Source organism: Psychrobacillus sp. FSL W7-1457 (assembly GCF_038593405.1).
Classification (GTDB): domain Bacteria; phylum Bacillota; class Bacilli; order Bacillales_A; family Planococcaceae; genus Psychrobacillus.
The window spans coordinates 1,324,053-1,344,443 of sequence record NZ_CP151993.1 but is presented as its reverse complement, the minus strand read 5'-3'; the positions used below and the strand labels follow the sequence as shown (position 1 = coordinate 1,344,443).

At 37.5% G+C, this 20,391-nt stretch carries 18 protein-coding genes; 4 read left to right on the top strand and 14 right to left on the bottom strand.

Features of this window, described 5'->3' with window-relative positions; all coding sequences use genetic code 11:
• Nucleotides 1–2: 2 nt before the first annotated feature.
• The 8 genes from NSQ95_RS06245 to gmk form a co-directional block, all read right to left on the bottom strand.
• Nucleotides 3–740, bottom strand: a complete 738-nt coding sequence (locus tag NSQ95_RS06245; protein ID WP_169358553.1) for a Stp1/IreP family PP2C-type Ser/Thr phosphatase — start codon at nucleotides 738–740, stop codon at nucleotides 3–5.
• A 38-nt stretch (nucleotides 741–778) separates the two neighbouring features.
• The gene (gene rsmB, locus NSQ95_RS06240) at nucleotides 779–2,131 is read right to left on the bottom strand and encodes a 16S rRNA (cytosine(967)-C(5))-methyltransferase RsmB (RefSeq protein WP_169358552.1); all 1,353 of its coding nucleotides are present in this window, start codon (nucleotides 2,129–2,131) and stop codon (nucleotides 779–781) included.
• On the bottom strand, nucleotides 2,128–3,069 hold the full coding sequence (gene fmt, locus NSQ95_RS06235; RefSeq protein ID WP_169358551.1) for a methionyl-tRNA formyltransferase: 942 nt from the start codon (nucleotides 3,067–3,069) through the stop codon (nucleotides 2,128–2,130). The genes rsmB and fmt overlap by 4 nt, the downstream gene beginning before the upstream one ends.
• Nucleotides 3,066–3,557, bottom strand: coding sequence for a peptide deformylase (gene def, locus NSQ95_RS06230; RefSeq protein ID WP_342560501.1), 492 nt, complete (start codon nucleotides 3,555–3,557; stop codon nucleotides 3,066–3,068). Before def ends, fmt begins: the two co-directional genes overlap by 4 nt.
• 25 nt (nucleotides 3,558–3,582) lie before the next feature.
• The gene (gene priA / locus NSQ95_RS06225; RefSeq protein WP_342560500.1) at nucleotides 3,583–5,994 is read right to left on the bottom strand and encodes a primosomal protein N'; all 2,412 of its coding nucleotides are present in this window, start codon (nucleotides 5,992–5,994) and stop codon (nucleotides 3,583–3,585) included.
• Nucleotides 5,991–7,199 carry a bifunctional phosphopantothenoylcysteine decarboxylase/phosphopantothenate--cysteine ligase CoaBC gene (gene coaBC, locus NSQ95_RS06220; protein WP_342560499.1) on the bottom strand — a complete coding sequence of 403 codons (1,209 nt, stop codon included), beginning with the start codon at nucleotides 7,197–7,199 and terminating at the stop codon, nucleotides 5,991–5,993. The genes priA and coaBC overlap by 4 nt, the downstream gene beginning before the upstream one ends.
• A 160-nt stretch (nucleotides 7,200–7,359) precedes the next feature.
• Entirely contained in the window at nucleotides 7,360–7,584 is a 225-nt protein-coding gene (gene rpoZ, locus NSQ95_RS06215) for a DNA-directed RNA polymerase subunit omega (RefSeq protein ID WP_169358547.1), read from the bottom strand.
• A 1-nt stretch (nucleotide 7,585) separates the two neighbouring features.
• Nucleotides 7,586–8,206, bottom strand: coding sequence for a guanylate kinase (gene gmk / locus NSQ95_RS06210; RefSeq protein WP_342560498.1), 621 nt, complete (start codon nucleotides 8,204–8,206; stop codon nucleotides 7,586–7,588).
• 379 nt (nucleotides 8,207–8,585) lie between these two features.
• Here gmk and NSQ95_RS06205 point away from each other — a divergent pair, with 379 nt between their 5' ends.
• The 3 genes from NSQ95_RS06205 to NSQ95_RS06195 all read left to right on the top strand — a co-directional run bounded on the left by NSQ95_RS06205 (nucleotide 8,586) and on the right by NSQ95_RS06195 (nucleotide 12,203).
• On the top strand, nucleotides 8,586–10,280 hold the full coding sequence (locus tag NSQ95_RS06205) for an NFACT RNA binding domain-containing protein (RefSeq protein ID WP_342560497.1): 1,695 nt from the start codon (nucleotides 8,586–8,588) through the stop codon (nucleotides 10,278–10,280).
• Between the two features lie 142 nt (nucleotides 10,281–10,422).
• A complete protein-coding gene (rraA, locus tag NSQ95_RS06200) occupies nucleotides 10,423–10,905 on the top strand; it encodes a ribonuclease E activity regulator RraA (RefSeq protein WP_342560496.1) in 483 nt (160 codons plus the stop codon).
• 107 nt (nucleotides 10,906–11,012) lie between these two features.
• Complete coding sequence (locus NSQ95_RS06195; RefSeq protein WP_342560495.1) at nucleotides 11,013–12,203, top strand: M14 family metallopeptidase; 1,191 nt, start codon at nucleotides 11,013–11,015, stop codon at nucleotides 12,201–12,203.
• A 145-nt stretch (nucleotides 12,204–12,348) separates the two neighbouring features.
• On the opposite strand, the gene NSQ95_RS06190 is transcribed toward NSQ95_RS06195, so the two are convergent.
• The gene (locus NSQ95_RS06190) at nucleotides 12,349–13,689 is read right to left on the bottom strand and encodes an amidohydrolase family protein (RefSeq protein ID WP_342560494.1); all 1,341 of its coding nucleotides are present in this window, start codon (nucleotides 13,687–13,689) and stop codon (nucleotides 12,349–12,351) included.
• A 180-nt stretch (nucleotides 13,690–13,869) separates the two neighbouring features.
• Between NSQ95_RS06190 and NSQ95_RS06185 the strand changes: the two genes are divergently transcribed.
• On the top strand, nucleotides 13,870–14,763 hold the full coding sequence (locus NSQ95_RS06185; protein ID WP_342560493.1) for a helix-turn-helix domain-containing protein: 894 nt from the start codon (nucleotides 13,870–13,872) through the stop codon (nucleotides 14,761–14,763).
• A 363-nt stretch (nucleotides 14,764–15,126) separates the two neighbouring features.
• On the opposite strand, the gene NSQ95_RS06180 is transcribed toward NSQ95_RS06185, so the two are convergent.
• The 5 genes from NSQ95_RS06180 to NSQ95_RS06160 all read right to left on the bottom strand — a co-directional run bounded on the left by NSQ95_RS06180 (nucleotide 15,127) and on the right by NSQ95_RS06160 (nucleotide 20,090).
• Nucleotides 15,127–16,065, bottom strand: coding sequence for a Gfo/Idh/MocA family oxidoreductase (locus tag NSQ95_RS06180; protein ID WP_342560492.1), 939 nt, complete (start codon nucleotides 16,063–16,065; stop codon nucleotides 15,127–15,129).
• A complete protein-coding gene (locus tag NSQ95_RS06175; protein ID WP_342560491.1) occupies nucleotides 16,062–16,943 on the bottom strand; it encodes an alpha/beta hydrolase in 882 nt (293 codons plus the stop codon). The genes NSQ95_RS06180 and NSQ95_RS06175 overlap by 4 nt, the downstream gene beginning before the upstream one ends.
• A 123-nt stretch (nucleotides 16,944–17,066) precedes the next feature.
• A complete protein-coding gene (locus NSQ95_RS06170) occupies nucleotides 17,067–17,789 on the bottom strand; it encodes an exonuclease domain-containing protein (protein WP_342560490.1) in 723 nt (240 codons plus the stop codon).
• 16 nt (nucleotides 17,790–17,805) lie between these two features.
• Entirely contained in the window at nucleotides 17,806–18,756 is a 951-nt protein-coding gene (locus tag NSQ95_RS06165) for a DUF294 nucleotidyltransferase-like domain-containing protein (RefSeq protein WP_342560489.1), read from the bottom strand.
• A gap of 65 nt (nucleotides 18,757–18,821) precedes the next feature.
• Nucleotides 18,822–20,090, bottom strand: a complete 1,269-nt coding sequence (locus NSQ95_RS06160; RefSeq protein ID WP_342560488.1) for an ammonium transporter — start codon at nucleotides 20,088–20,090, stop codon at nucleotides 18,822–18,824.
• Nucleotides 20,091–20,391 lie beyond the last annotated feature (301 nt).

The window sequence follows — 20,391 nt, the reverse complement described above, 5'->3', positions numbered from 1 at the left end:
CCTTACACCTCCTCATCCTTATTCGTTAACAAGATCAGGGATATATTATCTTCTCCGCCTGACTTATTAGCTTCCTCTACTAATTCATCTCCCATTTCGTAAAGAGATTTCTTTGAGTATAGCAAGTGCTGTATATAGGATTCACTTATTTTGTTACTTAAACCATCTGTGCAAAAAAGAAAATATGAATTCGCTGCAAATTCTACTTCAAAAAAATCAGGGTGAATAGTTCGTTCGGTTCCGACTGCTTTCATAATTGCATTCTTCATAGGGTGTGTTTTTGCTTGTTCTTCATTTATCTCCCCAGAGTCGAGTAAGACATTTACAAAAGAATGGTCTCTTGTAATTTGCCGAACCAAGTTTTGTGTAATTTGATAAACGCGACTGTCCCCAATATGAGCTATAATCCCTTTGCTGTTTTCAAACAAACCTGCAATTAAAGTTGTTCCCATACCCTCACACCCTGTATTAGAGGATGAATGTTGGGCGATTAGTTGGTTAATGGTTTGAAACGTGTACATTAACCAATCTTTTGCTGGAACAACAGAAGGATTGTAAGCATGAAAATACTTTTCGAACTCAGTAATAGCCATCTCACTAGCTACATCTCCAGCATTATGACCACCCATTCCGTCCGCTACAACAGCTAAAATACGACCATCCTCACGTTTAAATACACCTACACGATCCTCATTAATGGTTCTTTTCAAGCCTACATCAGTTTTAACAACGAACCTCATTTATCCCTTCACCTCTTCATAGATAGAGCCCGTTGCAATCAGCTCTTTTTTTGAAAAACTGCCACAAAAAATCCATCACTTCTCAGGTCTTGAGGAAACAGCTGTAACATACCATCCTCTTCTTGTTGCTTTATATTCTTTACAACGTCTGGAAAACTTTTTAGTTCCATATCTGGATGTTTTTCCATAAATAACTTGGCCGTACCTTCATTTTCCTCACGGTCCACTGTACACGTACTATAAACTATTAAACCATTTGGCTTTAAAAGTGTATATGCTTCGTCTAATAATTTTAGTTGTATCGGCTTCAGTGAATCGAAATCCTTTTCACTTTTCGTATATTTAATGTCAGGCTTTCTTTTCATGACCCCTAGACCACTACAAGGAGCATCAACTAAAATACGGTCAAACGTTTGCTCTGGAAATAACTCTGACGCTTGGCGTGCATCTTTTTCAACTGTTTCAATAAAACTAAAGCCTAGTCTTTCAGCATTTTCTTTTACTAATTTCAATTTATGCTGGTGAATATCCATCGCTACAAGCTTTCCAGTATTTTTCATTTTTTCAGCTATATGTGTCGTTTTTCCGCCTGGTGCAGAGCACATGTCTAATACGGTCATTCCTGGTTCTGCTTGAAGAGCATAGGCCGGGATCATAGAGCTTTCGTCTTGAATGGTAACAAAACCTTTTTGAAAAGCTGTCGTTTTAGCTGCTTGGCCATTGAACAAATAAATACACTCTGGAATAACTTCGCTCTTTGCCACGACATATCCTTCTTGAGTCATTAAATGCATAACTTGTTCTACTGTTCGCTTGAATAAATTAACACGTAAAGTAGTCACAGGAGGCTCGTTATTTTCTTTAAGCATTTGCTCAGTTGTTTCAAAACCATATTCGGAAATAAATCGTTTCACCATCCACATTGGGTGACTAGTCTCGATAGAAAGTCTCTCTACCTTGTCTTGAATCTCTTCCGTGGAACGGACGCCTTCTCGAAGGATCGAGCGTAAAATACCATTAATTACACCGGAAATTCCCTTATGTCCTCTTCGCTTAGCAATGTTAACCGCTTCATTTACAGCTGCATGGTCTGGAATTCTCGATAAATAGTGTATTTGATATAAGGACAATCGAAGAAGTTGTCTAACCCAGTCATCCAGCTTACCTTTTATAAAGGGCTGAAGGTAGTAATCTAATGTCATTTTATGTTGAAGCGTTCCATAAGTTAACTCGGTTAATAAGGCTCGATCTTTTGGTTCAATGTCATACTTTTCAATTGTTTGATGTAGCAACAAGTTACTATAAGCTTGTTGTTTTTCAACAGCCATTAGTATAGTTAATGCTGCATCTCTTACATTACCTGTCCATATTTTTTCATTCTTTTTTGTCATTCAAATTTGTCTCCTATTCGCAATTTAGAACCTACGCCTCGCAAATAGTCATTTGCAGACATTTTTTTCTTCCCAGCCGGCTGTATCTCATCAATTCGGATAGCTTCTCCCAAACCAGTTTGAACAACAAAATAATCTGTTTCAATTTTTACGACTGTCCCTGGTAATTCCATTGTATCTGTATCAATCGTGTCTGCTTTCCAAAGCTTCACTGTTTGTCCATCTAATGTGGTATATGCTACAGGCCACGGATGAAGACCACGGATTTGATTGTGAATTTCTATTGCAGACTTAGTCCAATCTACTCTTTCCTGTTCGCGTGAAATATTTCTTGCATAGGTAACTAGAGACTCATCTTGGACAATTCGTTCATTTCTGCCCGTAATGATTAATGGCAATGTTTCCTTTAAAAGGAGAGTTCCTACTTCACTTAGTTTGTTAAACAGAATTCCAGTATCATCTAGATGTGTAATAGGAATTTCACGCTGAGAAATGATATCCCCTGCATCGAGTTTTTCCTCCATATACATAATAGTGACACCTGTTTTTTCTTGTCCATCTATAATTGCTTGGTGTATTGGGGCTCCTCCACGATAGGCTGGAAGTAAGGATGCATGCACATTGATACAACCGTATTTGGGAGCTTCTAGTAATTCTTTCGGTAAAATTTGACCAAAGGCAGCAGTGACAATCAAGTCTGGCGCCAGGTTAAGGATTTGATTGAGTTCCTCAGATCCCTTTAGCTTGTTTGGCTGAATGATTGGTAATCCAAGCTCTAAAGCCTCTTCCTTTACCGGAGGAGGAGTTAACACTTTTTTTCTACCTACTGGTCGATCAGGCTGAGTCACAACAGCACTAATCTCGTAGCCTTCCTCAACTAGCATGCGTAAGATTGGTGCTGAGAAAGCAGGTGTGCCCATGAATACGATAGAAGTCATAGCTCATCCTCCTGTTCATTCTCCAACTCTTCCATATCAACATAACGAATTATTTTAGAGGTAAATAAAATACCGTGTAAATGATCAATTTCATGTAAAATTGCTCTTGCTTCGTAGTCCTCTGCCTCTAACTCATATAAAGAGCCATCACGATCTTGAGCCTCTACCTTCACATAAAATGGACGCTCTACCTCTCCATAAATGTCAGGAAAACTTAGGCATCCTTCCACTTCCACTTCTGATCCACCTATTTCGACTACTTCGGGATTAATCATTTCAATTACCTCTTGACCTTCTCCTAAGTCTACAATCGCCACTTGGATGGCTTCTCCAACCTGGGGCGCAGCAAGACCGATACCATCTGAAGCAATCATTGTGTCATACATATCGTCTAGTAGCTTACCAAGTTTCTCATCAAATGCATGAACTTCTTTACATTTTTGGGTTAATATTTCATTAGGGTGTGTAACGATTGATCGAATTGCCATTTCTAAATTCCTCTTTTCAAACAGCCTATAAAATAGTGGAGGGATCTAAGTCTACTGTAAGTATAACCCCTTTTTTTATCCACTCCGTACGGTAAATTTTAATCAGTTGCTGTAGTTTTTCTATTAATAGTGGTTCTTGTTTGTATTTTATCAAACATTGGTAGCGATATCTATTTTGTATCTTGCTAATTGCGCTTGCAGTCGGCCCTATTACCATACTCGTGCTCGATAGATTACCTCGTAACCAATCGGTAGCAAGCTTCGCGTATTCTGCTGCAAGAAGAACATTTTCATGCGTAACTTGCACTAATGTCACGTAATAGAATGGTGGATATTCATATTGCTTACGCATAATCATTTCATTATGATAAAAGGGCTCGTACAGTTGGTCCTTAGAGTACTCTATCGCATAGTGCTCAGGGGTATACGTTTGGATGAATACAATACCTTCCTTATCGTGTCTTCCTGCTCGACCACTTACCTGTGTCATTAGCTGAAATGTTTTTTCAGCAGCTCTAAAATCCGCAAGGTGGAGAGTAGTATCGGCATTCAAGACACCTACCAAAGTGATATTAGGAAAGTCCAGTCCTTTTGCTATCATCTGTGTTCCTAATAGAATGTCTGCCTCGCCATCTCCAAACTGTTTCAGAATGCGTTCATGCGATCCCTTCGTTCTAGTAGTATCAACATCCATTCGTAAAACTCTGGCATAAGGAAATAATTTAGTAATTTCCTCTTCTACCTTTTGCGTACCTGTGCCAAAAAAACGGATATGTTCACTCTGACATTCCGGACACTGATGAGGCACTGGCTCCTCATGTCCGCAATAATGACATTTTAATCGTTCGCCTTCTCGGTGATACGTTAAAGAAATATCACACTGGTCGCATTCTACAACTGTTCCACAATCTCTACAAAGAACAAAAGAAGAGAAACCTCTCTTATTTAAAAAGAGTACAATTTGTTCTTTCTTTTCTAGTTTTTCTCGAATGGCATCTGCTAAAGGAACACTAAACATAGAACGGTTCCCACTTTTTAGCTCCGCACGCATATCCACTATATTGACGGTTGGTAAAGCTTGCTCTTTTGCCCTCATTGTTAAAGTTAGTAAAGTGTATACCCCTTTTGATGCACGTGCATAGGATTCTAAGGAGGGGGTGGCACTGCCTAAAATAACCGGGCATTTATGATACTCACTTCTCCAAATTGCAACATCTCTGGCATGGTAGCGCGGTGTATCCTCTTGCTTATAGGAGGACTCATGTTCCTCATCTAAAATAATGACACCTAAATCCTTAAATGGAGCAAATACTGCTGATCTAGCTCCAACAACAACCATTACTTCACCACGCCAAATTTTACGCCACTCATCAAACTTCTCGCCGGTTGATAGGCCACTATGCATTACTGCCACCTGGTCCCCGAAGCGCAGCTTGAAACGTCGTGTCATTTGGGGTGTCAATGAAATCTCAGGTACCAGCATTATTGCTTGTTTTCCTTCTGCTATAGATTTTTCTATTGCATGAAGATAGATTTCTGTTTTACCGCTGCCTGTTATACCGTGCAATAAAAAGGTAGTGTTTTCTCTATTATTTTGAGCATTTGTAATTTTAGATAATGCAGCCTTCTGTTCATTAGTTAGCTGTACTCGGTTATCACGATCTTGATAGTCAAGTGAAGTAATCTCCCGATACACCTCTTCTTGCTCTTTCACTAATATCTTTTTATTAATAAGTGCATGAACAGTAGCATTACTAACAGCGGCAGTCTGAATTATTTCTTGCATAGTGAAAGAGTTTTGTTCTTGTGCTAGAAGCCACTCAATCAATTCTTTTTGTTTTACTGCTTGTTTGGTGAGTTTATTTAGTTGATCTATTATAAATTCTTTATCTTCAACCAGCGTATATTTAGTAACTGTTTTAACTCTTGTTTGCTGCTTAATAATATTTTCGAGCAATAGACTACCTTCTGTTAAATGCCTTTTCATCACACGTAGCATTCCTGCTTTTTCAAAAGCTTCATAAGGAAGAACTTCTTTCTTTCCAAAAAGCGCTAGAATCTCTTCATCTAATTGGGTAGAGTCAACTATCTTAATATTTTTTTTATAGGATGCTCGTAAGGCAGCTGGAAGCATTACTTGAAGAGCGTCAATTTCATAGCAAAGAGTTTTCTTTGTCATCCATTTAGACAACTCTAGCAATTCTTCCGTAATAACTGGCTCAACATCTATAATCGATAGAACTTCCTTAAGTTTTGTTCGATCTATATCTGTTTCTCCTTTGATATTGGTAATAAACCCTTGCACTTTTCGATTACCGAAAGGAACATGAACCCGGCTACCTCGTTCTACTAAGTCTTCCAAATGTTCAGGTACTACATAATCAAACGGGCGGTCAATCGGATATGCAGCTACATCAACAATAACCTCTACAATCATAGAGTCTCATCTTTCTCTAGCTCGATTATCATGCGGAATAACTGAAGGGCTAGCTCCTTCTTACTGGTTTGTGGAAAGTGAATATCGATATCATTCTTTCCAACAAGAGTTACGGCATTCGTTTCTGTCCCAAAACCAGAACCCTCTTCTGTCACATCATTAGCTATTATATAATCTGCATTTTTCTTTTTTAACTTACCTTTTGCATAATGCACAACATCATTAGTTTCAGCTGCAAAGCCAACTAATATTTGACTTGTTTTACGTTTTCCCAACTCTGATAATATGTCCGTAGTTTTTTCCAAAGCGATTGTAACTTCCCCCTCTTTTTTCTTCATCTTTTGAGGGTGTATTTCTTTCGCCTTATAATCCGCTACTGCTGCTGTTTTCACTACTATAGAGGCTGTTTCAAAATGATTAAGGACTGCAAGAAACATATCCTCTGTGCTTTCGACGTTTACTAGCTTTACATTTTGAGGAGCATCTATTGCAACTGGACCTGAAATGAGAATAGTCTCTGCTCCTAATTTAGAAGCAGCCTCTGCCATAGCATATCCCATTTTACCGCTTGAAAAATTAGTTAAAAATCGAACAGGATCTAGCTTTTCTCTTGTAGGACCTGCAGTTACGACTACCTTTTTCCCTTTTAGAGGTAAGTCTTTCGGAGAAAAATGTGTTTCGACTAACTCTACAATTTTTTCTGGTTCTTCCAATCTTCCCTTTCCAACGTAACCACATGCTAAAAAGCCTTCAGATGGCTCGATAAATGAATATCCGTCTTTTGAAAGCTGTTCAATATTCCGTTTTACTGCTGGATGGTCGTACATATGTACATTCATAGCAGGCGCAATCCAGACATCTGCCGTTGTTGCTAAAAGAGTAGTGGTAACCATATTGTCCGCTATCCCATTAGCAAGCTTGGCAATAGTATTAGCTGTTGCAGGAGCAACGAGCACCAAATCCGCCCAATCTGCTAAATCTATGTGTGCAATAACCTGCGAATTTTTTTCATCAAACGTGTCATAGTATACATCATTTCTTGACATCGCTTGAAAACTTAATGGTGTCACAAATTCCATAGCGGATGGTGTCATCATTACCTTCACTTCTGCGCCAGCCTGCGTTAGCTTACTTACTAGCGCAACTGCTTTATAAACTGCAATCCCGCCTGTCACACAAACAAGAATTTTCTTAGAAGTTATCATTTATTAATCCCCTCTCTAAACAACAACCTCCCAAAGAACAGATACATTCTTTGGGAGGTGTCTTTTCATCCGATTCGCCTTGGCGTTTACTCCTAAGGTATCCGTTGAGGCATTTAACTATTACTTTAGCTGATGTCTAACGCAAGCTAAATAGAGTTACTTATACTTCATCCTCGTATACAGCATTTTCGTTAGTGGATTCGATTTTAAGCTCTCCAGCAGCTACTTCCTCAAGTGCTTTACCAACTTGCTTCGCTGAAACGTAAATACCTAGGCGCTCTCCGCCTTCTTCTTGTAACTGGCGTGCTCTTTTAGAAGCAACGCTTACTAATGAATACTTTGAATCGATTTGGTTTTTTAATGAATCTACTGATGGATATAACATTTTAAAATTCCCCTTCCAACATGGCTAAATATCTTTTTTCCACACGTTCACGGCGGCAATGCTCCGCAGCTACAATTGCATTAATCTTTGCGCAAGCTTTTGTAACTTCATCATTTTCTACAACATAATCATATAAGTGCATCATTTCTAGTTCCTGCCTAGCAGCTAGTATACGGGAGTTGATGACATCCTCTGTCTCCGTCCCTCTACCTATCAATCGTTGCTCGAGCTCGCTTAAACTAGGAGGCGCAAGGAAAATAAATAAGGCATTTGGAGCTTTTTCGCGTACTAAAGCAGCTCCTTGAACTTCAATTTCTAAAAAAACGTCTCGACCGGAGTCTAACGTTTCATTCACATAGTCAATTGGAGTACCGTAGTAGTTTCCTACATAAGATGCATACTCTAACAATTTACCTTGCTCGATCAAGGCTTCAAACTCTGCCTTCTTTTTAAAGAAATAATCCACACCATCTACTTCACCCTCGCGTGGGAGCCTTGTAGTCATGGATATGGAGTACTCATAGTTCGTTCCCGGTTCAGAGAACAACTCTTTTCTTACAGTTCCTTTACCCACTCCGGATGGACCTGATAAAACGATTAATATCCCTTTTTCTCTTCGCATAACTTCTCCTTCAATTACATGCTATCTCCGAATACTAACTTTAATACATACTTTACTGATTATAACACAAGTCCTCTATAAAATGATAAGATTAAAAGAAAAGCAAGGACTTGTTTATTACTTTAGCTATATTAACAATTTTTAGATTTTAACGTTTGAGATAGTTTTGCTTAAAGATATACAAGTTTAAGCTATAATTGAGTTCTCATGATAGAGAAACTAATCGGTGAGAGGATAAACTCGCCTATGCAGGTAGTTTTTTAGTCCACTCTTCTTATTCCAATTGTAAAAAAATCATATTCTCTGCATTTTTACCAAACTAACATAGTTTAATCAATTTTAAATGAATATAAAAAACTGTTTTGAAAGAGGAATTATTATGGCTTTTGATGGATTATTTACCATTTCAATGAAAACTGAATTACAACAAATTGTAACAGGTCGTATTTCTAAAATACACCAACCAAATGCACAAGAAATACTTATGCAAATACGAGCTCAAGGGAAAAACTTTAAACTATTGTTTTCTGTACACCCTTCTTATTCTCGAATACAACTCACTCATGAATCGATCGATAACCCAGCTACTCCTCCACTGTTTTGTATGGTACTTCGCAAGCATCTAGAGGGCGGAATCATTACTGCGGTTCGCCAACATGAAACGGATCGAATTATTATACTAGAAGTACTAAGCAAAAATGAAATCGGGGATGATATTACCCGCGAGGTTCACATGGAAATAATGGGCCGTCATAGTAACCTGTTATTAGTAGATCCTAGCAGAAACTTGATCCTAGAAAGCATTAAACACTTATCTTCTTCGATGAATAGCTATCGAACCATTTTGCCTGGTCAGCCCTATATTGCACCACCTACACAGAACAAGCTGAACCCACTAGTATATTCCGAGGATTTAACAAATGTGATTTTCAATACATCAGACCCTAAAGAAATAGTAGAGAAGATTTCAGGGTTTTCTCCACTTCATGCGAAGGAATTGATATATCGCATGAACGAAATTACTAATACTACTGAAAAGCTGGATGTTTATAAATCCTATATAAGTGAATTTATGCAAGGTGGTACCTCAAAGCAAATCGTAGAGATAAACGGTAAAACTTATTATTCACCTAATGCTTTAAATCATTTAGATGGCACTAAGTTTGACGAACAAAATTTAGGCAGCTTGTTAGACCGTGTTTATTTTGCCAAAGCTGAACGTGATCGAGTGAAGCAGCAAGCCGGCGATTTAGAACGATGGCTACAAAATGAACTAAATAAGCTAAAGTTAAAAATGAAGAAATTAAAAAAGGATTTCGAACAGGCTGAAAAGCTAGATACATTCCAATTGTACGGAGAATTGCTAATGGCAAATGCATACGCAATTGATAAAGGTTTGTCCGAAGTGGAATTAGTTAACTATTATGATGAAAATGAAAAAACGGTTGTCATTCCATTAAATGATAGAAAGACAGCCACCCAAAACGCTCAAAGTTACTACAACCGCTATACAAAAGCAAAAACTGCCTTATTAAAGATTGAACAGCAGCTAGAAATAACCCAAGATGACATCGCCTATTTTGAGCTATTGCAACAACAAGTCATGCAGGCATCTCCTACTGACATCGAGGAGATTCGAGAAGAGTTAATGGAGCAAGGCTTGCTGAAAATGCGCGCTTCGAAAAAGAAGAAAAAGCCTGTAAAACCAACACCTGAAAAGTATATTGCCTCTGACGGCACAGAAATTTCAGTTGGTAAGAACAACAAGCAAAATGATTATGTGACATTTAAGCTAGCGAAGAAAACGGATACTTGGCTGCATACGAAGGATATACCTGGTTCTCATGTTGTTATACATTCAGATAACCCATCTGAAACAGCCCTATCAGAAGCAGCAAACCTGGCAGCTTATTTTAGTAAAGCCCGTGAATCTTCTTCGGTGCCAGTTGACTATACAGTAGTCAAACAAGTGAAAAAGCCAAATGGATCGAAGCCTGGCTTTGTCATTTACTTCGAACAAACTACTTTGTTCGTTACACCAGATGAAGAAAAAATTAGACATATGAAAAAATAACATGAAGTGATTGGTAGGATAATCCTACCAATCACTTTTTTAAACTTTATACTATTTCTTATTCCTTTTAAATTTTTGCAAATATTTTAAATAAGTAGTAAATTGGTAGAAATATATTTTTTAAAACCAGGAGGTTAAATGAATGACATTTAGCACAGCAGATTTATGTGATGAATATTCAGACGAGATCCAAGTCCTAGGTTCTGAATTTAAATCCTACGGTAAAAAAACTAGCTTTTCTGGTCCCATTTGTACTGTTAAAGTTTTTGAAGATAATATATTAATAAATCAAGCATTAGAAGACATTCCAGTGGGAAGCGTTCTAGTCGTGGACGGTGGAGGCTCTAAAAAGTGCGCCTTAATGGGAGACCGTTTAGCTGGAATAGCCGAGAATAGAAACCTTTCCGGGATTGTGATTAATGGATGCGTGAGAGATTCAAATGAACTGACTGAGCTTAACATAGCCATTCTAGCCCTCGGAAGTAATCCTTTAAAAAGTAAAAAAGAAGGAATAGGTGAAGTGGATATACCACTGTTCTTCTTAGGCATCGATTGGCATCCAGGAGATTATTTATATGCAGACGAAGACGGAATAGTAATTGCAAAAAGAAAATTGGTAGACTAAAATTTTTGCGTGCGAAATTAAATTCGCACGTTTTTCCTTTGAAGTCATATCTTTCCTTTTCTATTACATATAATTTTATGATGAATCGAAAGAAGTGGAGGAAGTGCATGGATGTTTTTGTAAGACAAGGAGATTCCCTCTATTACTTTAGTCAGTTGTTTGATATTCCCCTACAACTAATTCTCGATTCCAACCAGAATATATCCCCCCAAGACCTTTCCATTGGACAACAAATTCAAATACCAGGGTATGTAGGATTAGTTTATCAAATTAGAAGAGGAGAATCACTTTGGGCTATTGCACAGAGTAGAAAAATTTCAGTAGAGGGCATTCTTTTAGCTAACCCAAATATTACCCCAACCTCTTTACAAGTCGGACAAACGATTAAAATCCCTTTGCGAATTACTTGGAGAGTAGTCACCGGTAAAAGAAATTATGATTACAATTCCTTAGTCATTGATATTCGACGCCTTCAAACCGTCTATCCATTTTTAAAAATTTCTTCTATTGGCAGCTCTGTTATGGGCAAAGACCTCCAGGAAATAGTAGTTGGGAATGGAAACAAGCGCGTCCATTTTGATGGTTCCTTTCATGCCAACGAATGGATTACAACTCCTATCATCATGACCTTCTTAGATGACTATTTACTTTCACTGACTAATGGGGACACCATTAGAGGAATTCAAACTACATCTTTGTATGAGCAATCTTTTCTTTCCATAGTGCCCATGGTTAATCCAGACGGAGTGGATTTAGTAATTAATGGTCCACCATCCGACGAGCCTTATCGAAGTAATGTGATTGAATGGAATAAGGGAAGTACAAACTTCTCAGGCTGGAAGGCCAATATAAACGGCGTAGATTTAAATGATCAATTTCCTGCGTTATGGGAGCTAGAAAGAGATCGGAATCCTAAATCTCCAGGACCAAGAGATTATGGCGGGGAAGCTCCATTAACACAACCCGAAGCTATCGCAATGGCAGATTTAACGAGAAGAAGAGATTTCGCTCGAGTACTCCCTTTTCATACACAGGGGCAAGTCATTTACTGGGGATTTGAAAATCTTCAGCCTCCCGAAAATGAAGTTCTAGCTATACAATTCGGTGAAGCGAGCGGCTACATTCCAATAGAAACCACCAATAGCTACGCAGGATATAAGGACTGGTTTATCCAAGACTGGAGAAGACCTGGTTTTACTATCGAGCTAGGCATTGGAACAAACCCCCTACCACTAACCCAATTTGATGAAATTTACGAAGATGCTTTAGGCATTTTTCTTGCAGCGTTGTATTTGTGAGGAGAGGAGTACAAACGCTTGAGAGTTAAGGTGGAGAATTTTCAACCACCTTAGCTTTTTTCTGTCCTGAGATATTAAAGAAGCTAGGACATACAACTCTCCGCCAATAAATTACCTACTCTCCTTTAAAGTTAAAATTTTTAAATTATCCATGCTCTAAAGTTGCTTGAAATTTTTCTTCAAATTCATGATAACGTTTTTGTAAATACTCATTATCTGGGATGTGTCCAAGTAGCTCTGATGGTGTATATATTTTTCCACCTTTTATAATGAAATTAATTTCTTTTGTGTGTTGAATATTTTCCAATGGATTTTTATTTAATATAACGAGATCTGCTATTTTTCCCTCTGCAATTATTCCTAGCTCATCTAACCCAATAGATCTCGCTGCACGTATGGTAGCTGTTTGTAGGGCTTCCATTTCGGTCAGACCAATCTCTACAAAAATCTCTAATTCTCGATGGAGCGCCATTCCAGGAAAAGTCCATATAAGAGCCGGAGTATCGGTTCCTGCTACAATAGTACCTCCTAAGTCAAAATATGTTTTCGCTACTACTTTATTAAAGTAATTTAAAAATCCTACTTGTTCTTTTAAAGTCTCACTTTGCTTTGACATAAGTCTCCAGTGCTCGTTAAGTCCGTGCTCACCATCAAGAGATTTAACTATATCGTTTTCTGGATACCAAATATCAGGATATTTTTCTACTTGATCAAAAATAACTAGGGTCGGGCAAAGCTTCACTTTAAACCTGTACATTTGCTTACATAATTCTTGAATTTTTTCAACATCCAGCTTCCCCCAATCCATTAATTTCCACTGCGGTTCATCTGTAGTCGGGTACCACCCTGGATATAAAGCTTGAGCAAAGCCTGATGAGTGTTCGAAACAAGTTACTCCTAACCTTGCAGCATCTAACGCGGAGACATCCTTAGAGTGTATTAAATCACAGCTAACTTCTAGATTATGTTTTTTTGCTTCATCCACTACTGCAGCCATAACTTCCTTTTTCAGCAAGCCATATACTTTTATAAAGTTAGCTCCAGCCAACGCTTGTCTTACTACTTCCCTTTTAGCTGCCTCAGGATCCTCTGTAACTATGTTCCCGAAGCTTGTCGGTCCCCAAAGTCCTGGATACCCGTCAATCATGCGATCAGCGGAATAAACTCTAGGAGTAGGTGCATCCTGCGGCGCTTCAATCAGCTCGGATATTTGCAAGATATTTCCTGCTGTATTTCTGACAGTAGTTACTCCTGAAGCAACGAACTGGGGAGCAAATTTTTCTTGTATATGACAATGCATGTCAATTAGTCCTGGGATAATATATTTCCCTTCCATATCAACCACTCTTAGAGGAGGCAGTTCCTCGTTTCCAAAATAAATTCTTTTAATATACCTCCCCTCAATCTCCAAAGATCCTTTAAGTAATCGACCTACTTCTACATCTATAATATTTGCATTCTTTAAAATAAACCTGTTCTCCTCCATCAATATTCCACTCCTCTTTTAAATTAGTTATTTAATAAAATATTTAACACTCACAATCCCTAAGTGTTTTTTTAAAACCATAAAAATTATAAGGTTATTATAATTAAAAAATATTTCTGTAAATTCATCATAAAGGGATATAATTAAAGCATAATAAAATTCTCATATAGTGGAATGGAGATGAACACGATAAAAAAATATGGAGAAACTATTCGGATGATTAGAGAACAAAAAGGCTATACGATGAAGGAATTAGCTCAGGAAATACTTTCTGTTTCTTTCCTTTCTAAATTTGAACGGGGAGAATCAGATATTACTCTAGGACTTTTTAATAAATTAGCAGAAAGATTGATGATTACTATAGAAGAGTTTTTATTTATACATAACGACTATGAAATAAATAACTTAGAACAATTCTTTATAGAAGCAGGTTCCGCTTACTATAATAGAGATAGCAAGAAGATACATCATCTGAAGCAGATTGAAATGGAAAAGTGGAAAAAACATAAAATTGACTCATATTATTATAGTTATTTATTTCTAAAAGTCTATGCACTTATTGTAGATAACGACGATATTTCAACAACCAAAGAAGACATAGATCGTTTAAGCGATTATCTTTTTCGAGTAGAAAGGTGGGGCTATTATGAAATGATGCTCTATAGTTCTACCATGTTGTTCTTAGATACAGAACGAGTTGTTCAGCTTTCTAAAATAACCTATGAAAAGTGTAATCGGTATAAACGGTGGGAAAAATACAACTCTATTGTGGTATCAATTCTAATCAATACTATTATTCATTTAATTGGACCTGTTAACTGGGGAAATGAAAAGTTAAAAACTTTTCAACAGGAAGCAGCTAACTTTTTTTCCTATTTAGCAACAATGTCAATACCAGAAGCAAATCTCTTCGAACGAGTTCAAATTCTCCAATTAAAAGGCATCTACGAAATAAAAATGGGCCATATTAAACAAGGAAAACAAAAGGTAGAAAAAGCAGTTCAAATTCTCAAGGAGTTAGACTCCCATAAAATTGCTTTTAATATAGAAAGCTATGTAAAACTCATAACATAAACCCTATAATATATATAAGATTTTTTTCTACACCTTAAACCTCCTTTACAAAATTTAGCATGGGAGTTTTAAATTGGGAAAGTATATATTTGTCTCAATTTCATAAATAGCAAATTACTGATTAAACATGAACATTTACTAATGATTAATTGTAGCGGCAGACGGCGACTCCAGCGGGATGAGGGAGACAGATAAGACATCACAACCATGCGCGTAAGCGATGGGTGATGGCTTATCGCTCACCCCGCGGAAAGCGTCCGTCGAAAGCGGAAATTAATTCAGTTTCTACATATATAAAAGCATATATAGATCACTGTTTTCTATTAAACGTTCGTGTATTTCCATAGAAATTGCAATTATGATTTACTTTAATAATTCATCAATCCATCCCTGTACCTTCAAACCCTCTTCAAAGGAAACTAATGTAGAATTTTCACCGGCCCTCCATTGATGACATGCTTCAATTAATCCATCAGGCACTGTAGATGGAGTGATTTGTACTGCCTCTTTATCCAATTCACTTTCCCATAACTCGGACCAGTTTCTAATCGTGATAACCTTTTTCGTTCCAAATACTTTAAACTCTAATCGTTCTTCCTGCCCTATCCCGGATAGGCCATTTAAAACAATAGGAATATCACTATCCGTTTTTGCCAAAGCAGAGACACCATACTCGCATAGCTTTATATCCTGAGGATATGTCGTATGATGTGCAGTTATCTCGAAGTTCCCAAATAAACGATATAATAGTTGGAAATAATGTGGAAATACCTCTCTTATAAAACCACCTTGCGCACGAGATGCGATCCATGCATTTTGTTGCCACTTTCTAGGCCAATGAGGGAAGTATGTATGTAGCTCAATTTTAAGGATATCCCCTAACGAACCATCTGAAATCGATTGTTGTAGACTATGTATAACTGGACTGTACATTAAAGGAAAATGCATAGCTGTATGTACGTTTGCCTTGGTCACGGCTTTAACCATTCTTTCTCCATCTTGTGCATCGTGTGCTAGTGGCTTTTCAGAAAGAATATTTAATCCATAGGCTGCTGCCTTTTCTGTGATCGGTGCGTGGCTAACTGGGGGTGTTCCTATATAAATCCAATCTGGCTTTGTTTCTAGTAGTTCTTCTAGCGTAGAGGCTTCCGGTAGCGTATACTTTTCAGCAACTTCTCTCAGCCTTTTTTTATTTTCATCAAAAACAGATAAAATTTCACAATTAGGATTAGTTTTTATTTGGTTAATGATACGTTCTCCAACTATCCCCGTTCCGATTAGTGCAAAAGTAGTCTTTGTCATCCTAATAACTCCTCTTCATTTTTCTTCATTTTTTGTTGCATAACCCATTTTTTAATTTCTAAAGCTGTTTGTTCTGGTTGATCCCATTGAATCATATGTCCAGCGTTTTCCATAGCTATTATTGCCAATTCACTCATTGATTCTTCTAACTGCTTAAATCCAACACCTCGGGCTTTATCAAGAGTTCTCGGCAATGTTGCATGCAAGAGTAAAAGTGGCACTTGAATGTATGGGTAGGCACTTGTGAAAGGCTCAGAGAAAAAGGCTTTAATAATAGAAAGAATAGTAAACTTAGAGGGAATTAAAGTGTAAAGGTTGTTCTCCTCATAAAATAGCGTCCGAACATATTTTTCTTTTCGGTCATCCCATTTGCTTGTGTACTCCTTATATTCTTTTAAAACTGTTTCCCATTCTACTAGAGTAGATTGATCCATATATGTATTCCAACCGGAAAGTGCAACTTCAAATGTCATCTCTGGTTGATTGACAGGAAAGGTATATCCTCCATCCAACAACATTACACCTAATATACTCTCTGGGAAAAACTTACTGTAGTGCAGTGCAATATCAGCTCCCCAGGAATGTCCCAGTATATAAAAAGGCTTATCAGTTACTTGTCTAATTAATTTTTGAAGCCACTGAGCCAATGATGAGAATAAATAGTCACTTTCCCTACTTAGCGGACTTGTAAGTCCATGCCCAGGTTGGTCGACCATAATTAAATGAAAATCCTTCTCCAATAATGTAGAAAGTTGATCAAATGTATATGGTGCATTTCCAGCTAGACCATGTAAACAAACAATTAAGGGATTTCGTCGATCACCGACTTCATAGTAATTAATCGTATTACAACCATCCGATAATAGTATATTTTCCACTAAACAATCCCCCTACCCACTACTATATATTCGATTTACCTATGTAAATACCCTTTTCTCATATAATAAAAATAATCCTGACAGTTAATGGACTGTCAGGATTATTTTAATACCACTATACTTTTAGAGTCTGGCGAGACGGTGATAGACGTCACTTAACGTTTCACAGCCGCTTTCTTTGGCTTTTTTTACATAAATACTCCACAGCTTAGCTGTCATTTTGGCATCCCCTAGAGCATGATGTCGTCCAATAATAGGAATTTCGTTATGAACACATACTTCTTCAAGCGTTACAAAATTCAAATTAGGCTCTATCACCTTTAAAAGGAAAGAAGTATCTACAATCCGATGCTTAAAAGGCTTACGAAACAAGGTTGAGCTTGCGTGCTCCATAAAATTTCGTTCATGAGTAGCATGATGCGCTACTAATGTGCAATCTTGTTTGAATTGAAGGAATTGGATGAATACATCCGAAAGCGGCGTAGCATTGCTTACCTGTTCATTTGTAATTCCTGTCAATTGAACAATAGCATCAGGTATTTTTCGGTCGGTGTAGATGAGCGAATAAAACACCTCATCCTCGATTATTTGCTCTCCTCGCATCTTTATTGCCCCTAGAGAAATAATGGTATCTCCTTTTTCAGGAGAAAACCCCGTCGTCTCGATGTCAAAGACTACTACCTTTAAATCTATAAGCGGAACATCAAGTACATATTGTTGATTCATTTCCTTTTCCAAGTTACGTAAATAGGCCATTTGATGAGCATTTTGAATATCACCAATTCCAACATTGTTACGTTTTCCTTGTAGCCCTCTTAATATTTGCATAAATGGTTCAAATGCCATCGCCAACACCCTTTTTTTAACTAGTTAAAGCAATTACTTCTTCATGAAGCCTTTTTCCATCCTTCAGAATTCGCTTAATCTCCTTGCGCTCTTCCTTAGACAAATTATGAATCCTTAAGTAATGAGTGTCCGTATAATTCTCTATTTTAATTAATGAAATACGATACTTTAATAAATCCAAGAAATTTCTCTCACAGTTTTGTAGCATTTTATCATATTTACTTGAACGCTTTAATTGAACAATCCTACTAAACGTAGAAGTCTCATAGATGCCTTCCTTTATGGATAATAGACGCACAGCATTTACATACGGCAAAAAGGCGGCATATTTCAAGTTGACACATCCCTGATACTTACCATGCTGCTCCACTAAAATCTGCCCCACTGGTCCTATAACATTTTTGACATGTTCAATATTGGCAGAAAACCGTCTCAATAAAGAAGGATGACCCAACTGAAATTGATAGATAAAAAGTTTTAATTCATTAATATAGCTTTGATTTCCACATAAAAAACGAGCATCAAAAAAAATCTGAAGATGTCTAATCGCTTCCCAGCTTTCCTCTCTCATCCATTCCTCAAGCTGACTTTTCCAGCACTCCGCAGACTTGCACCATAATGGGTTAGAACTCATAACGTTCCCTTGACAATATGGATACCCTACAGCATGCAACCCGAATGCTAGCTCCTCTCCCAGCGCCTTAAAATATCCCTCATATTCTTTGTTCGACTTTTCATATACAATTCCATGGTCCTGATCACTGATTAAACCTTGCTCTCTTCTACCTCCACTGCCCGTTATAAACCATGTGAAGTTACATGGCGGTTCCTCTTTTAGTTTACTTTTAGCAATATGCATCACATGTTGCATGACTTGATCATGAAAATCGTTGAGAGAGATGGTATCTTTCAAATAGGACATGATATTTTGGTCCTTCCATTCTCTTAAGGATTCATAGGTTTCCATGACCACACTCCCTTTTATACAAAAAGCCTCTGCAGCAGAGGCTTTTTGACGTTTATTTATTTGTTTTAGTTAGTACCTTTCGCTTCCTCTAAAACCATTTGTTCTGGATAACCATAATTCCCGTGTTCGCTCATATCCAGACCCATTATTTCCTCTTCTTCTGTTACTCGAATGCCACCCATGACTTTCTTCATTATAAACAGAATAGCATATGATACGGCGAAAGCGAATGCTCCGCAAGCTGCCACTCCCATTAATTGTACTAACAGCTGATCTACGCCACCGCCGTAAAACAAACCTGGTTTACCTGTCGTCGCAAGCTCGGTTGTAGCAAAGAAGCCGGTAGATAAAGTACCCCAAATACCAGCAGTTCCATGAACAGAAAGTGCATAAATTGGATCATCAATTTTTCTCTTTTCAAAGAATCGTGCACTATAAAATACAAGTACCCCAGCTATTAAACCAATCACAACTGAAGCCCATACTTCTACAAATGCACACGATGCCGTAATAGCAACTAAACCAGCTAACGCTCCATTTAAAATAGTAGGAATATCTGATTTACCTAAAGCTACCCAGGAGATAAATGTTGCCGCAACCGCTCCTGCTCCTGCTGCTAAAGCTGTATTTAATGCTACATACCCAAAGAATGCTGCATCTACGGAAACCGTACTACCCGCGTTAAACCCAAACCAACCAACCCACAAAATTAGTACACCTAATGCAGTATAAACTTGGTTATGACCCGCTAAGTTATTAGAAGAACCATCTTTGTTAAATTTCCCAATTCTAGGTTTTAGTATCATCGTTGCCGCAAGAGCTGCAGCTGCACCAGTTAAATGTACCACTGTAGACCCTGCAAAATCTTGTTTTCCATGTTCAGCTAACCAACCGCCTCCCCACACCCAATGAGCGATTACAGGATAAACGATTATGCCGAAAAGAATAGTGAAAATTACGTAAGCAGACAATTTTGCACGTTCAGCAAACCCGCCAAGAGCGATCGTTATTGCAATACCAGCAAACGCTAATTGGAAAACAAAAAATACGGTAGGAGAAACACTCGCTCCATCCTCTCCTCCACCAGCATAGAAGAAATCTGTCATTCCGACGAAGAAGTTAGCATTTCCTCCAAATATAAAACCATATCCTATTGCCCAAAATACTAATGATGCCAACCCGAAAGTAAAAATGGTTTTACCGGCAACGTGTCCAGCATTCTTCATTCTGGTTGAACCAGCCTCTAAAAGTATAAATCCACCAATCATAAAAATAACTAAAATTGCAGCAACCATGGTCCATAAGCTGTTCATTAAATACATTACATCTTCCATTTTGACCCCTCCTCTTTCTTGATATGTCACATTTACTCACTCTTAATGTAAGAAAACATGACATCATTTATTTATATCCTTATTTTACTTAATTCGAATTGAATGTCAATACATTTTTCTGAATTTATTTTATTTTATGTTAATTTTTATTACATGATTGTGTTTAATGCTAAAAACGGGTTTAGCAGATACAATTATTAATCCGTGGTACTTTTTGAGATCATGGATAGCTTACATGTTTTTATAAAGGCTTGTACTAACTTTAAGTCTTCCTAGTAATCCCATCTCTTATTTCCAATCT

Excerpts from the sequence above, each read along its gene's own strand:
- NSQ95_RS06245 (WP_169358553.1), bottom strand. The coding sequence starts at position 740 with ATGAGGTTCGTTGTTAAAACTGATGTAGGCTTGAAAAGAACCATTAAT.
- rsmB (WP_169358552.1), bottom strand. The coding sequence starts at position 2,131 with ATGACAAAAAAGAATGAAAAAATATGGACAGGTAATGTAAGAGATGCA.
- fmt (WP_169358551.1), bottom strand. The coding sequence starts at position 3,069 with ATGACTTCTATCGTATTCATGGGCACACCTGCTTTCTCAGCACCAATC.
- def (WP_342560501.1), bottom strand. The coding sequence starts at position 3,557 with ATGGCAATTCGATCAATCGTTACACACCCTAATGAAATATTAACCCAA.
- priA (WP_342560500.1), bottom strand. The coding sequence starts at position 5,994 with ATGATTGTAGAGGTTATTGTTGATGTAGCTGCATATCCGATTGACCGC.
- coaBC (WP_342560499.1), bottom strand. The coding sequence starts at position 7,199 with ATGATAACTTCTAAGAAAATTCTTGTTTGTGTGACAGGCGGGATTGCA.
- rpoZ (WP_169358547.1), bottom strand. The coding sequence starts at position 7,584 with ATGTTATATCCATCAGTAGATTCATTAAAAAACCAAATCGATTCAAAG.
- gmk (WP_342560498.1), bottom strand. The coding sequence starts at position 8,206 with ATGCGAAGAGAAAAAGGGATATTAATCGTTTTATCAGGTCCATCCGGA.
- NSQ95_RS06205 (WP_342560497.1), top strand. The coding sequence starts at position 8,586 with ATGGCTTTTGATGGATTATTTACCATTTCAATGAAAACTGAATTACAA.
- rraA (WP_342560496.1), top strand. The coding sequence starts at position 10,423 with ATGACATTTAGCACAGCAGATTTATGTGATGAATATTCAGACGAGATC.
- NSQ95_RS06195 (WP_342560495.1), top strand. The coding sequence starts at position 11,013 with ATGGATGTTTTTGTAAGACAAGGAGATTCCCTCTATTACTTTAGTCAG.
- NSQ95_RS06190 (WP_342560494.1), bottom strand. The coding sequence starts at position 13,689 with ATGGAGGAGAACAGGTTTATTTTAAAGAATGCAAATATTATAGATGTA.
- NSQ95_RS06185 (WP_342560493.1), top strand. The coding sequence starts at position 13,870 with ATGAACACGATAAAAAAATATGGAGAAACTATTCGGATGATTAGAGAA.
- NSQ95_RS06180 (WP_342560492.1), bottom strand. The coding sequence starts at position 16,065 with ATGACAAAGACTACTTTTGCACTAATCGGAACGGGGATAGTTGGAGAA.
- NSQ95_RS06170 (WP_342560490.1), bottom strand. The coding sequence starts at position 17,789 with ATGGCATTTGAACCATTTATGCAAATATTAAGAGGGCTACAAGGAAAA.
- NSQ95_RS06165 (WP_342560489.1), bottom strand. The coding sequence starts at position 18,756 with ATGGAAACCTATGAATCCTTAAGAGAATGGAAGGACCAAAATATCATG.
- NSQ95_RS06160 (WP_342560488.1), bottom strand. The coding sequence starts at position 20,090 with ATGGAAGATGTAATGTATTTAATGAACAGCTTATGGACCATGGTTGCT.